This window comes from Methanobrevibacter ruminantium M1 (assembly GCF_000024185.1).
GTDB lineage: Archaea > Methanobacteriota > Methanobacteria > Methanobacteriales > Methanobacteriaceae > Methanobrevibacter > Methanobrevibacter ruminantium.
Map to the genome: position 1 here is coordinate 2,521,072 of NC_013790.1, position 14,330 is coordinate 2,535,401.

At 32.2% G+C, this 14,330-nt stretch carries 10 protein-coding genes and 1 pseudogene; 7 read left to right on the forward strand and 4 right to left on the reverse strand.

The genetic code is table 11. The features are described from left to right. Positions 1 to 202 precede the first annotated feature (202 nt). The 3 genes from MRU_RS09875 to MRU_RS09890 all read left to right on the forward strand — a co-directional run bounded on the left by MRU_RS09875 (position 203) and on the right by MRU_RS09890 (position 3,319). A complete protein-coding gene (locus MRU_RS09875) occupies positions 203 to 664 on the forward strand; it encodes a DUF2120 domain-containing protein (protein ID WP_012956771.1) in 462 nt (153 codons plus the stop codon). A gap of 159 nt (positions 665 to 823) precedes the next feature. Further along, entirely contained in the window at positions 824 to 1,822 is a 999-nt protein-coding gene (gene cofG / locus MRU_RS09880; RefSeq protein ID WP_227717068.1) for a 7,8-didemethyl-8-hydroxy-5-deazariboflavin synthase subunit CofG, read from the forward strand. Between the two features lie 174 nt (positions 1,823 to 1,996). Then, complete coding sequence (locus MRU_RS09890) at positions 1,997 to 3,319, forward strand: prephenate dehydrogenase (RefSeq protein WP_012956773.1); 1,323 nt, start codon at positions 1,997 to 1,999, stop codon at positions 3,317 to 3,319. Between the two features lie 178 nt (positions 3,320 to 3,497). On the opposite strand, the gene MRU_RS09895 is transcribed toward MRU_RS09890, so the two are convergent. After that, complete coding sequence (locus MRU_RS09895; RefSeq protein ID WP_012956774.1) at positions 3,498 to 4,268, reverse strand: class I SAM-dependent methyltransferase; 771 nt, start codon at positions 4,266 to 4,268, stop codon at positions 3,498 to 3,500. A gap of 773 nt (positions 4,269 to 5,041) precedes the next feature. Here MRU_RS09895 and psmB point away from each other — a divergent pair. The 4 genes and pseudogenes from psmB (at position 5,042) to comC (ending at position 10,854) form a co-directional block, all read left to right on the forward strand. Continuing rightward, positions 5,042 to 5,665 carry an archaeal proteasome endopeptidase complex subunit beta gene (gene psmB / locus MRU_RS09900; protein ID WP_012956775.1) on the forward strand — a complete coding sequence of 208 codons (624 nt, stop codon included), beginning with the start codon at positions 5,042 to 5,044 and terminating at the stop codon, positions 5,663 to 5,665. Positions 5,666 to 6,358: 693 nt separating this feature from the next. Then, positions 6,359 to 8,269: a beta-CASP ribonuclease aCPSF1 gene (locus tag MRU_RS09905; protein ID WP_012956776.1), complete on the forward strand. Its 1,911-nt coding sequence runs from the start codon at positions 6,359 to 6,361 to the stop codon at positions 8,267 to 8,269. A gap of 343 nt (positions 8,270 to 8,612) precedes the next feature. Continuing rightward, positions 8,613 to 9,632, forward strand: coding sequence for a phosphoribosylformylglycinamidine cyclo-ligase (purM, locus tag MRU_RS09910; protein ID WP_012956777.1), 1,020 nt, complete (start codon positions 8,613 to 8,615; stop codon positions 9,630 to 9,632). 192 nt (positions 9,633 to 9,824) lie between these two features. Further along, positions 9,825 to 10,854: pseudogene (gene comC / locus MRU_RS09915) on the forward strand (L-sulfolactate dehydrogenase). A gap of 568 nt (positions 10,855 to 11,422) precedes the next feature. Here the strand turns inward: comC and MRU_RS09920 are convergent. The 3 genes from MRU_RS09920 to MRU_RS09930 all read right to left on the reverse strand — a co-directional run bounded on the left by MRU_RS09920 (position 11,423) and on the right by MRU_RS09930 (position 14,280). Further along, entirely contained in the window at positions 11,423 to 11,815 is a 393-nt protein-coding gene (locus MRU_RS09920; RefSeq protein WP_012956779.1) for a hypothetical protein, read from the reverse strand. Positions 11,816 to 11,879: 64 nt separating this feature from the next. Next, positions 11,880 to 12,263, reverse strand: a complete 384-nt coding sequence (locus tag MRU_RS09925) for a putative zinc-binding protein (RefSeq protein WP_012956780.1) — start codon at positions 12,261 to 12,263, stop codon at positions 11,880 to 11,882. A gap of 100 nt (positions 12,264 to 12,363) precedes the next feature. Further along, positions 12,364 to 14,280 carry a DNA-directed DNA polymerase gene (locus MRU_RS09930; RefSeq protein WP_012956781.1) on the reverse strand — a complete coding sequence of 639 codons (1,917 nt, stop codon included), beginning with the start codon at positions 14,278 to 14,280 and terminating at the stop codon, positions 12,364 to 12,366. Positions 14,281 to 14,330 lie beyond the last annotated feature (50 nt).

Genomic DNA, 14,330 nt, shown 5'->3' on the forward strand with positions numbered 1-14,330 from the left:
GCAAATCAAAAGCTCTCCTTTTTTAAAAAATTAGAAAATAATAATTTTAGAATTTACTTTGTAAAATATATATACTATCTAAATTAAAAATAACTATATAAATTCTATAAATTAATAAATGATTATTAAACCTTGTAGAAATCATAATAAAAAAAACTAATCAATTAAAAAACAATTAAAAAATGAATATATAAGTGATTTTATGTCAGAAATATTACCAAAAATTACAGGACAAATAATAGGACATTTCAATGCATTTAAAGGATCAAGACCAGCATTTCATGGTGAACACACCCTCATTGTAAGAGGAATAAGCCGTGACAAGATTGAAATAGAAGAAATGGAACCTAAATTAGCAGAGCTTGAAGACATTCTTAAGGCAAGAGAAGTTGATGTATTATCTGATGCAGGTAAAAACTTTGTAGAAAAAGTAGATTCATATATAAGAGATGCAGAATCCATTGATACAGCCCCAGACAGTGGAGGGCTCCTTAGAATGAAAGAGCAATTAGAAACTATGGGATTGCATGTGGAATACAAGCTATTCTTAATGCCATATGCTGGAGCATTTGTAGCAATCTGGAAAGACAAATCTGGATTTGGTCCATTATATGTGGAAGTTACAGCATCTGAAAGGGAAGAGACTGATAATGATATGAAATAAATATCTTCCTTTGATAATTATCTTAAAAAAAAACTGATGAAAAAATAAAATAAAAACTGGTGTAAAATGTCTAATTTATCCAATATTGATTTTGAAAACCTTAGTCGCAACGACCTAATATCCATTTTAGAATGCAAAAAGGAAGACATTCTAAAAATCATGGATTTAGCTAATTCCAAAAGGGAAAACACTTTCGTCACATATTCAAAAAATGTCTTTATCCCAATCACAAAGATATGTAAAAATGACTGTGGATACTGTGCATTCAAGCAAAGCCCAGATGATCCTGATGCAACCATATTGCTTGAAAAGGAAGAGATATTAGCCACTTTAAAGGAAGCAGAAAAATATGGCTGCAAAGAGGCATTGTTTACAATGGGAGAGGATGCAGATGAAGAACCTGCTGTAAAAATCAAGCTTGAGAAATTAGGCTATGAGAATATGCCAGATTACATTTATGACATCTGTAAAATGACAGTAGAGGAAACAGACCTTCTGCCACACACCAATGCTGGAAACTTCTCATATGAAGATATGAAAAAGCTTAAAGAATACAATATCTCTATGGGAATGATGCTGGAAAACTCATCAGAACGATTGATGAATACTATTGCCCATAAAAAGAGTCCTGGAAAAGATCCTAAAATACGTCTTGAAACTATAGAAAATGCAGGAAAACTTAATATTGCATATACAACTGGAATACTTATTGGAATCGGTGAAACAAAAGAAGAAATAGCTGATTCCCTACTTAAAATAAAGGAACTTTGTGATAAGTATGGGCATATTCAAGAGGTAATCATTCAAAACTTTACAGTAAGTCCTGGAATTGAAATGGAAAGCCATGAAGAGCCAAGCCTTTTAGATATGGTTAGAACCGTTGCAGCTGCACAATTGCTCTTTGATGAGGATGTTTCAGTTCAAGTGCCACCAAACCTCAACTATGAAACAAGCCAGATATTCCTTCTTTGCGGAACAGACGACTGGGGAGGAGTTTCTCCATTAAGTGAAGACTATGTAAATCCATCCTCACCATGGCCAACCCTTGAAAGGCTTGAAAAGCTAACAAACGATGCAGGATACCAGTTAAAGGAAAGGTTAGCCATTTATGATAAATATATTAATGAAAAATATATTGAAAAATCCTATATTAATTAGAAAAAACCTAGAAAGGCCCCAAAGAAAGAGATTGATTCTAAATAATTCATATATATATGAACTAGCTTGGCTAAACAACCCTCATTTGATTAAAAAAGTCAAAATAAATAAAAATACATCAAAAAATGCATTAAAAAAGTCAAATAAATAAAAATAAATCAAAAAAGGCAAAGAATGACTAATGAAGATAATAAAAATATGACAATTATTGGAGCTAGCAGAGGTCTCGGCAAATGGATAGCCCAACACTTAAAAGAAGACTTTAATATCACCATAACAAGCCGAAATCAAGCAGAAGGGCAAGAAGTGGCCAATGAACTAAAGGTTAGCTACAATAATGACAATATTGATGCAATAAAGGATGCAAATATAATTATCTTCAGCGTGCCTATAGAGCATATGGCCACCACCATAAAGGAAGTGGCTCCCCATGCACCTAAGGGATCATTATTAATGGATGTTGCAAGCATAAAGAAAGAGCCTGCTGAAGCATTGGAAAAATACGCTCCTAAAGATGTGGAGATATTGCCATGCCATCCAATGTTTGGTCCAAGAGTCCCTACCCTTAAAAGGCAGATAGTGGTATTGACTCCAATTGAAAACAGGTCAAATAGTTGGACACTTGTAAAGGAATATCTAGAGAAAAAGGAATGCGAAATCGTCATTACAAGCCCTGATGAGCATGACAAATATATGAGCATCGTTCAAGGACTTACCCATTTCTCATTCATAAGCCTTGCTTCAACAATAAAGAAGCTAAACATAAATGTCAAGAAGTCAAGATCATTTTCCAGTCCAGTCTATAGCCTAATGCTTGATATGATAAGTCGTGTTGTCTATCAAAACCCTTACCTTTACTATTCAATACAAAAGAACAATAAGGAAACTGCATATGCAAGAGATGCATTGATTAAAGAAAGCATGCGCCTATCAAAACTGATAGAAGAGGGAGACGAGGAAGACTTTGTAAAGGCCATTGCAGAATCAGCAGAGCATATTGATGAAATCGAAGAGGCTTTGGTACGCTCAGATAAGGCAATAAGCATGTTGAATCAAAAGGCAAATATCCTAACAAAATTAATTGGAGAAGAAGTGGGATTGGAAGATGCATTCTCCAAAAAGGCATATATAGGCATTGTTAGAAAGGTCAGCTCACAGACTGTTACAATAGAGAATGAAAACAATGAAGAGATTGAATTGAAGATTTCATCTATTGACATAATGGATAAAGATGAGCTCTTCCAATGGAAAAAGAAGAATTTGAAGTTGGAATCCTTTGATTTAACAGCAAAATTCCCTTCAAGCGCTAATGAAGACTATTTGCTTAAGATGTTTAAAAGGATTGAACCAGTTATTGATGCAAATATCATCTTTAAAGACAAAGAGATTGAAAAAGATTTAAGAACTTATAAGTTCCATTATTCCCTATTCAATAAGCAAGAAAAGGATTATGTTGAAAAATACATTCAGGGAATTGGTGGAATCCTAATAAAATAATTTAAAAATTACTTAATAAAATGACAAAACCACACTAATTGATTAAACCATACTGATTGATTGATGAGAAACTTACTGATTAATTAAAGCATATTGATTGATTGAAAAGGAACCTACTGATTGATTGAAAAGCTCTAATAAACCACAAAAATCATAAACCTAATAATGCGCCATATATTTAATAAATCCTTGCATCTAGAACTATATGCTCTACACCTGGAGCATATCTTTTTATACGCTGAATATTTAAAACCTCAACTTCCCTTTCACCGCAGTTCCATGCCATTTCCTTAACCCTCTCATAAGGCCTAGTTTCAATCAGCTTATCCGGAACGGTCTCATGATAATGAATTATGCCACCATCCTTAACGCATTCCATCGCCGGATGCAAGAAGTGATGAGTTGTCTTCACATAACCCATTAAAACCCTATCTGCAGAGTATTTAGGTGCTTCTATTGCACAATCCCCTAAAATAGGAATCATCCTATCATAACCTGCTTTTTTATTGATTTTATTTAACTCAATATTCCTTTTTAGAAAATGATAGGAATTTGGATTTATTTCAATCGAATAGATCTGCTTTGCCTGGCTATGAACCCCAATAGGAATAGAAAAGTATCCGATTCCTGCAAACATATCCAAGACAGTCTCATCCTTTTGGACTAGTTTGGCTATTCTTAATCGCTCATTATTATTTCCTTTAGCCCACATCACTTTAGACAAATCCAAGTTAAACAGGCATCCGTTTTCCTTATGAATGGTTTCTGTATCCTCACCATACAAGATATCAATTGTAGGCTCTCTCTTTTGACCTTCAATCTTTTCAATCCGGATTATGGATTTGACCTTATGCCTATGTGCAAGATCTTTTAAAGTCTTCTCATCATTCAAGTCCAAATCAAAGTTATCATCAATGATGAGAATGTCCCCTATCTTTTTCCACTTCAAACAATCACCAAAAATCTAAAATAAACTTAAAATCAAAAAGAAACTATTATAAAATTAAGCAAATTGCTTTCAATATTAAATATATACTGCCTAGTTTTTAAAAATTTCTTAAATGTTTAGGAAGATTATTTGTAAACAATAGGATATTTTTTAAAAATTTCTTAAATGTTTATGAATATTATTTGTAAACAATAGAATAAATTAAAAAACTTTATATAATACAAAGACAATAATAAGATTAAATACATTAAAATAAATTAAAGTTATTAAAATCAATAAGTAAAAATAAATAAAATAAATTGATTAAATGAACGCAAAATTAAAAAATACGAATTTAAAATACTGTAAAATTAAAAATAATCAATATCTGTAAAAATATATTAAAATAAACTAAATTAAGTAAAAAATATAAAAATGAAAAATTACTAATTATACGAAATATCGAAACTATTATATATAATGCAATACAAAATAAAAGTAGTTAGGAAAAAGTATAATTAAATCAAAGCTAAAATTCATTTTAATGATTTAAGAAAAAATCCTGACATAAAATATTTTCTAATTTTGTAACGATTAATTTTTATTAGAGATCTCTATAAAAATTAATTAGAATTTATTAATTATTTAAATTTTTTATTGGATTATTATTATTTTCTATAATTATAATTAATTCATAATTATTTTTAAATTTAAAGCCATTAGATTTATTTTATAATATTTACAATTAACAATTAAATTTAATTTTACAAAATTATTATACGAGGTGTATTAATATGAGTAATAAAAACACTTTTGAAGGTACTACAACCGTTGGTATTACCTGCAAAGATGGTGTTGTATTTGCAAGTGAAAGAAGAGCAAGTATGGGAAACCTTGTTGCTCACAAAGTAGCTGAAAAAATATTCAAAATCGACAATCACATTGCAGCAACCATTGCAGGATCTGTAGCAGATGCACAAACCTTAATGAAAGTAATAAGTGCTGAAACTTCATTGTACAGATTAAGAAATGGAAAAGACATTAGCTTAGAAGCAGCTGCTGCTGTAAGCTCTAACATATTACACTCCTCACCAGCATATGTTCAAACTCTTATCGGAGGAGTAGACGACACTGGAGCATCAATCTATTCATTAGATGCTGCAGGTGGTATGATTAAGGATACCTTCATTTCTACCGGTTCCGGTTCCACATTTGCATATGGTGTGCTTGAAGACAGATTCTATGAAGATATCACTGTAGAGGAAGCTACTGAAGTTGCCATAAGAGCAATCAAAGCAGCTACAGAAAGGGATACCTTCTCTGGAAACGGCTTTTTAGTGGCAAATGTTACTAAAGACGGATTTAAAATGTTAGAAAAAGAAGAAGTAGACGCTATTATTGAAAAGATCAATAGCTAGACGTGAGAATTATTTATTTTAAAAACTTTATTTTACAACTAATTTTACATATTACAGTATAAATAGTATATGCAATAATTAAGTAAACATCTTTTTTATGACACAATAGCTGTTTATTAAAGCATATAAGTTAAGAATATTGTTTTAAGTAACTTAAATCAATATTCTTTATTATACTACTTAATTTTATATTCTTAAAAGTTTAAGACAGTTCTATAAACTTTTAACTAAAATTAAAACATAATTAAAAACTTAGAAAAACAGTTTTTTAACTTAAATTAAAAATATAGCCAGTCCTATAAACTTTTAACTGAAATATAAATATTAAAACAGCTTATTTAAAAATTAACCAAAATTTACTTAACCAATATTTAATATTGCATTTAAACTAGAATTAAACTTTTAGAGATTGGAATAATTCAAAAAGGAATTAAACCCACAATTTAAATCACAAAAAATCGGAATAATTCAAAAAGGAATTAAATCCACAATTTAAATCACAAAAAAATCGGAATAATTCAAAAAGGAATTAAATCCACAATTTAAATCACAAAAAAATCGGAATAATTCAAAAAGGAATTAAATCCACAATTTAAAAATTAGATTTTCAAAAATAATTATTTTACAAAGATATTAGAATATTGACTTATTACCATATACTAATTTTATACAACTATTTTTCGAAGTGATTATATGGCTTCCAATGTTTTAGAACAAATTAAAGAAGAAATTACAAAGAAACTTCCAGAAGAGGTTAAATTAGCAAATATTGAATTTGAAGGTCCGGAAGTTGTAATATATACAAAAAATCCAGACATCATTGCAGACAATGGGGACCTAATTAGAAACCTCGCTAAGGACTTAAGAAAAAGAATCATCATACGTTCAGACAAGTCAGTTTTAGACTCTTACGAAGACGCAATCAAGAAGGTAGAGGAAATCGTACCTGAAGATGCTGAAATTAACGACATAAAATTTGATGAAGTTACAAATGAAATTGTCATAGAGGCAACCAAGCCAGGACTTGTAATTGGAAAATATGGAGTTACCTCAAGAGATATCGTAAGAAACACTGGTTGGGCTCCTAAAATCTTAAGAACCCCTCCAATGAGATCTGAAATTATCGACAGAATAAGAAACACCCTTTTAAACAACAGCAAAGAAAGAAAAAAATTCCTCCAAACATTAGGTGCAAGAATTCACCAAGGGGGAAAATATCCTAGCGACTGGGTAAGATTAACTGCTATGGGAGGATTTAAGGAAGTAGGACGTTCCTGCATGTTGCTTCAAACTCCAAACAGTAGAGTATTGCTTGACTGCGGAGTAAACGTAGCAGGCCAAGATGACAAAACCTCATTCCCAATGCTTGGAGTTCCTGAATTTTCAATTCAAGACTTAGATGCTGTTGTCTTATCTCACGCTCACTTGGACCACTGCGGATTCATCCCTTACCTTTACCACTATGGATACGAAGGCCCTGTTTACTGTACAAGTGCAACAAGAGACTTGATGACATTATTGCAAATGGATTATATTGATATCGCTCACAGAGATAACAATCCTCTCCCATTCAATGCAAAGCATGTTCAAAAGGAAGTTAAGCATACAATTACATTGGATTACGGAGTGGTTACTGACATTTCCCCAGACATCAAGCTTACATTGCATAATGCAGGACACATCATAGGATCTGCAATGTGCCACTTCCACATTGGAGACGGAGCACATAACCTTCTATACACAGGAGACTTTAAATATGAAAAAAGCAGACTTCTTGAACCTGCAACAACCAGATTCCCAAGAGTGGAAAGCTGCATTATGGAAAGTACCTATGGAGGACATGAGGATGTAACCCCTTCAAGAAACAATGCAGAAAAGGAATTGATGAAAACCATCTACAAAACAATTAAACGTGGCGGAAAAGTATTGCTTCCAGTGTTTGCTGTAGGAAGGGCTCAAGAATTGATGATTGTGCTTGAAGAGTATATGCATCATGACATAATTGAAACCGTACCTATACATCTTGACGGAATGATTTGGGAAGCAACTGCAGTGCATACTGCAAGACCTGAATACTTAAGCAAGGAATTAAGAGATCAAATCCTTCATATGAGCCGTAACCCATTCATGACAGAATCATTCAATCAGGTTCAAAACAATGCAGAAAGAAAGGAAATCGTTGAAGGAGAGCCTTCAATCATATTGTCAACTTCTGGTATGATGACTGGAGGAAACTCTGTAGAATACTTCAAATGGTTATGTGAAGACAAAAAGAACACTCTTATCTTTGTAGGATACCAATCTGAAGGTTCATTAGGTAGAAAAATCCAAAAAGGACATAAGCAATTACCATTTGAAGATGAAGACGGTAAGACAAGGGTTTTCAATGTAGAAATGGAAGTCAAGACCATTGAAGGATTCAGTGGTCACTCCAATAGAAGACAATTGATGGAATTTGCTAAAAGACTACACCCAAGACCGGATAAGATTATTACCTGTCATGGAGACCCTTATAAGACTGTTGACTTGGCTTCAAGCATTCATAGAAGCTTTAAAGTTGAGACAAAGACTCCAGTCATACTCGATGCAGTAAGGTTACAATAAACTTATACTAAAATTTAATAAAAAACTATTATCTTATAAAAGCTATTAAACTTTTAAAAGCTATTAAACTTATAAAGCTATTAAACTTTTAAAAGCTATTAAACTTATAAAAACTATTAATTTTATAAAAGCTATTAATCTTAAAAAAGCTATTAGAAAAATTAAGAAATAATAGTATATAATAAATAATAGCTTTAACAAATTATATATTATAACTTATTGAAAAAATAAGAAAATTCATATTAAATAATTTGAAATTTGATTCAAATAAATTAAAAAACATTAGGAAAATCTTAAAAAAGAATTTTCCTAAGTATAAAGAAATTATTAATAAGGTGTTTTTATGGTTACATATTCAGAATCAGGTGTTGACATTGACCTTGAAGCATTGACTGTTTCTAAACTTGCTTCAAAATTAAAACCAACATTAGAATACAGAAATATCATTACTGACAGTGGACATTTTGCAGCTTTAGTAGAACTTGGAGATAAGGCCATTGCAATGAGCACTGATGGTGTAGGGAGTAAAATCTTAGTGGCTAAAATGATGGAGAAATACGATACCGTTGGAATCGACATGATTGCAATGGTAGTTAACGACATTCTCTGTGTAGGTGCTGAGCCTATAGCATTAGTGGACTATTTGGCAGTTGAAGAGCCAGATCCAAAAGTTGCTGAAGAGATTGCAGACGGATTAGTCAAAGGAGCTACCGAATCCAAAATCGCAATAATCGGAGGGGAAACAGCATCACTTCCAGGAATTGTAAAGGATTTCGATTTAGCTGGAACCGGAATCGGCTTTGTAGACAAGGACAAAATTATCACTGGTGCAGACATCCAAGAAGGAGACATCTTAATCGGACTTAGAAGTAGCGGAATCCACAGTAATGGATTAAGCCTTGCAAGACGTGCAATATTCGAAGATGGAGGATTTACTGTCGATGACAAAATGCCTAATTCAGACACCACAATCGGTGAAGAATTATTAAAGCCAACCCAATTATATGTTAAAGCAATCATTGACCTTCTAGGACAAGGATTTAATATAAAAGGACTTGCTCATATGACTGGTGGCGGAGTAAACAACCTTTCAAGACTTAAAGATGGAATAGGCTTTGAAATCACTGATTATCCAGAACCTCAAGATATTTTCAAATTGATTTACCAACAAGGAGTTCCTTTAGAGGAAATGTATAAGGTCTTCAATATGGGAATAGGATTTACAGTAATCGCAAGCCCTGAGGAAGCTGATGCAGTCCTTGAAGCATTAAATAAAAATATTGAAAGTTATATTGTTGGAAAAGTTATTGGCGAAGAGAAAATAGTTGTAAAAACCTTTGAAGGCACTGAAATAACTTATTAAACTTTAAAAGAATAATTAACTTTCAAAGAAAACTAAACCTATTAAGTTTAAAGAATAATTAACTTTCAAAGAAAACTAAACCTATTAAGTTTAAAGAATAATTAATTTTCTAATTATTAAAAAAGAACCAATTAAAACTTATTAATAATTAAAACACTAAAATTTCAGCATTAAGGAAATAGGAGGGAAAGAATGAATATTAGTGTTAATAAAGAACGAGAACTAGTAAAAGAAATATTAACTAAAATCGGAGTAAAGGAAAACCAAGCTGATGTTGTAACAGAAGCAACAATAGACTCTGATTTAAAAGGATTCACTTCACACGGACTTGGAAGATTCCCACAATACATAAGAGGAATCAAAAGAGGACATATTCAAATTGATGGGGAATATGACATAGTCCAAGAAACTGAATCAATCGCATTGATTGACGGTAAAAGTCTTTTTGGACAATACATAGCTCATGAAGCAATGAGCTTAGCAATTGAAAAGGCTAAAAAGACAGGTATTGCTGCAGTAGGTACATTCAATGCTAACCACTTTGGAATAACTGGATATTACTCTGATTTAGCCATTAGAAATGATACCATCGGTATTGTAATATGTAATACAGAACCTGGAGTAGCACCTCTTGGAGGTAAAAAAGCAATTCTTGGTACTAACCCAGTGGCTATAGGAATTCCTTCCGACACTTATATTGCTGTAGACATGGCAACTTCTGTCAGCGCTCGTGGAAAATTATTGGAAGCTCAAAGAAAAGGTGAAGAGATTCCACCAAACACTGCAATCGATAAGGATGGAAACCCAACAACCGATCCTGAAGCTGCATTAGAAGGTTCCATCTTACCATTTGGCGGAGTCAAAGGATATGCATTAAGCCTTATGATTGAAATCATGTCTGGACCTTTAGTAAACGCTGCATTTGGTACAAAAGTAACCGGAACTGCAGGTGACTATAAGGAAAACTGTAATAAGGGAGACTTATTCGTTGCTATCGATCCTTCCAAATTTGTTCCAATCGAACAGTTCAAGGCAGACGTTGAAGAATTCGTTACTGAAATAAGAGAATCCGGTGACACATTCATACCAGGAGACCTTGAAGTAAAAAGAATTGCAGAAAACGAAGTCAAAGGTTTAGACATAGATGAAAAACTCTATGACACCTTAGAAAACAATTTGTGATGAATTAGATATTGATTTAGACAGTTATTTAACTGAATAAATCATTCTTTCTTTTTCTTTCCTATTTTTTTAAATTTACTCTTTTTAGCTCACAGCATACTATTTTTTAAACTGATTTTAAACCACTATTTTTATAATATTTTAGATTTAAAACTACTCTTTTTTGAAATGCTATTTTTCAAACATTTTATAACAACAACTCTTTTTAAAAAATATAAAATATTGAAAAAAAAAATTAAAAATTCAAAACAAACTCTTAAAAAAAATGAAAGTTTTTTATCTATAAAATTTTTAAAATCATCTATGATTAAATGTACAGTTAATGTAAAAACTATTAAAATAATCAATGATTTAATTAATTTAAATGAAAGAAATTAAAAAAATTATAAAAATTATATGAGGCATCTATCATTTAATAAAACAAAATTGTGAAAAAGTGCAAAATCATTTTTGCACAATTTGTGCAAAAGTGTAAAAACACAAAAACAAGAAAACAAAAATGTGAAAAAATTAAAATCTGTAAAAGTGAAGAAATGAAAAGTCACAAAAAGAAATGAAATAATAAAAAAGAGAAAAGAAATAAAAAATTGAAAAATAAATTAGGATAATTAAATAGCACAAGATGGTGCAAAGCCTAAATCGCTTAATAAAGTATCAAGACCCTTTTCAGCCATTGCATAATCATCCACTAAACAGAATATGCCTAATTTACCTTCTTTAATAAAAGTAGTCAATAAACTGGAATCATCTAATAAATCGGATGCATCCTCTTCAGTTATTGTGAAAAAGAGACCAGTATCCATCATATTAAGAGAATTATTTATATTGAATTTAGACTCAACAGTTCCTTCTTTTCTCTCAATCAATAAAAAATTCTTATCAGTTTCGCCAATAAATATAGCAATCACAGTACCTGGACTTAAAACAGCCCAATAGGATTCAGTCTCTTTAACAAACTTATCCCAAAGATTATTGTCATGAATTTTAACAGGTTTTACCATATTAACACCTAAAATAAAAATAAAATAATAAAAATCATTAATCCGGCTTAAAAAAATAAATAAATTATTCACTTAATTCATTAATTTTATCCTCTATAATGTCCTTTACAATCTTTACACAGATTTCTCCTTCATCATCTAACCTTGCAGCATCATTAGCCTTGTATTCAGTTTCTGCTAAAATATCTCCAACATTAAGTTCTCCTACAATATCAACACCCTTTTCCTTTAAGATTTTACCAACACAGTTGCCTTCACAACCGTTGATTGCTAAAATAGGATATTTATCAAGAACTCTTGTAAATCCTTCCACATTTGCAGAAGTTGAACCCATACAAATAGATAAAATCTCATGATCGTCAATAGCCAAATCATGAACTGCAACTCTTGCAACCAAACCATTTGGACTCATACCACTGCAAGCAGCTAAAGCAATTTTTTCTTCCATAAACACACATCCTTTTTATTTTAAATATAACAATTTTTAAACATTTTAATAAAATCTAATAGAATTATCTAAAATAATACTGATAGTAAAAGACCATAAATCATTCTTTTTTCATTTCAGGAACATATTTTGCATAAAATCCATCGGTATCTGCATAAATGGCCTTAAATCCAAAGTCTTCAGCTTCCTTCATGGCCTTTTTAATATGCTGACGTCCCCATGCAGTGATAGCCTGAGCGCATTCAAAGGAATACCAACGGAATCTTAAAAATCCATAAACTCCATACATTGTATTTGCCAAACGTTTCAAGGCCTGTTGCTGAACATCCAGACTTTTTCTGAGTACCGGATCTTCGGTTTGCTTCATTCTATTCTTTACCCTAAACCTTTCATTCAATACGTCTTCAATTGCTGATGGAATGAAACCTTGTGGCTCCTTTTTAAACTTAAAGAAGTGTTCAGGACAGACATAATAATCCTCCTCATCCAAATCCTCACTTGGAGTCTCTTCCAAAACACTGTCAATTTCATCATATCCTGTCTCAAAGTCTTCAAACTTGGCATTATAAGAAATATTATCAGTTACCAAAACATCGGGAGAGATGTTTTTTGAAATAATCAAGGTTGGATACAGACTCTTAAAGTCGAATTGAACAAGATTCTCATGCAAACCAATTTCAGGCTCCTTTACATAGCCTCCAGAATTGCTGCCTCTTTCACGAATGTTATTCATGGTCATATTAGGCTTGTTTGGAACAACCTCATCAACCTCATAAGCTTTTCTAACTAAAAACCACTCGGCTTGCTGGCCTGTAGACATACGGGTTACGTCAAAGAAAGGCTGACGAACGATACGGGTCAGTTCAAGGTTTAGAGGCAATGTTTCCATAGCTATCTTTAAGGTGGCTACCACATCATCCAAGGAATACTTAAAGAGATTCTTCAGCTCATCTCCGCCGTTGTCCCAGAATTCATAGATTCTCTCACCAGGAACATCGATCTTTTCCTCTCCAAAGAACTCAAGATAGACCCTTTCCAAGGTATATCTATCAAGAGACATGTATCTTCTCATAACCAAATATAAATCAACATGCAAAAGGCCTCTAAAGGCTGCAGAGTTTGCATAGCCTCTTCTTAAAAATTTAAGTCCAGAGCCGTCAACACCTAAATCCAAATCCACTTCCCATCTCTTTGCCCTATCCCTAAGGTAAGGGAAGTCAAAATTATCTGAGTTATATCCTATTATAATATCGATATTGGCATCCTTGACCGTTTGAACGAAGCGTTCAATCATTTCCTTTTCTGTTTCCACAATTTCAATAAAGTCCATTTCCTCATCATCATCAAATTCATCCCCTTTTGTTGAGATGACCTTTCTAACACCTACATTGCTGTCGATTCCAATCATAATGATTTCATCTTGATCTGGATTTGGCATTCCATGAGGGTTTCGAACCTCAAGGTCAAAGCTCATCATTCGAAATTCCTGAAAATCAGTGTTTGCAGTCTTTGGAGGGCAGCTTAGCTTAAGTATTTCAAGGGATTCATCGTCAGAATCGACTGTTTCAAATGAGTCTATAAGCTCTCCTTCAAGCTCCAATTCAGCCATAGGAACTAAGGCATTATCTATCAGGTATCTTCTATAAAATGGAATGTCGTGCTCCCTTAATTGCTTTACAGAGTTTAAGTCCCAAATTTTGTCTCTGTATTTTGGAACATCCTGAGGATGGTTTAAGGTCATCTTAATAAATTCCTTAGGAACTTGAAGGTCTTTCTTGTTTACCTTTTCCAATTTGGTAAATTCAATTTCTCCTTCTTCTTTTAGACCGTTTATGTCTTTTATGCATTTATCTATATCCTCAAGAGGCAAAATGTAAAGATAAGGGACAAAAGAGTCATCTATAGCGATGATGTCATTAGATTCTCCTCCCTTTACCTTGCCAAATAGGCGGATGACTGCCTTTTCGTCATGAGTTATATAATCAATATCTAAAAGAACAATATTCCTTTTAACCATCTTATCAACCTAAGTAAGTAAAATAATATTTTATAAGTTAAATTAACCTT

Coding starts and splice junctions, on each gene's coding strand:
- MRU_RS09930 (WP_012956781.1), bottom strand. CDS start 14,280: ATGGTTAAAAGGAATATTGTTCTTTTAGATATTGATTATATAACTCAT.
- cofG (WP_227717068.1), top strand. CDS start 824: ATGGATTTAGCTAATTCCAAAAGGGAAAACACTTTCGTCACATATTCA.
- psmB (WP_012956775.1), top strand. CDS start 5,042: ATGAGTAATAAAAACACTTTTGAAGGTACTACAACCGTTGGTATTACC.
- purM (WP_012956777.1), top strand. CDS start 8,613: ATGGTTACATATTCAGAATCAGGTGTTGACATTGACCTTGAAGCATTG.
- MRU_RS09925 (WP_012956780.1), bottom strand. CDS start 12,263: ATGGAAGAAAAAATTGCTTTAGCTGCTTGCAGTGGTATGAGTCCAAAT.
- MRU_RS09905 (WP_012956776.1), top strand. CDS start 6,359: ATGGCTTCCAATGTTTTAGAACAAATTAAAGAAGAAATTACAAAGAAA.
- MRU_RS09875 (WP_012956771.1), top strand. CDS start 203: ATGTCAGAAATATTACCAAAAATTACAGGACAAATAATAGGACATTTC.
- MRU_RS09890 (WP_012956773.1), top strand. CDS start 1,997: ATGACTAATGAAGATAATAAAAATATGACAATTATTGGAGCTAGCAGA.
- MRU_RS09920 (WP_012956779.1), bottom strand. CDS start 11,815: ATGGTAAAACCTGTTAAAATTCATGACAATAATCTTTGGGATAAGTTT.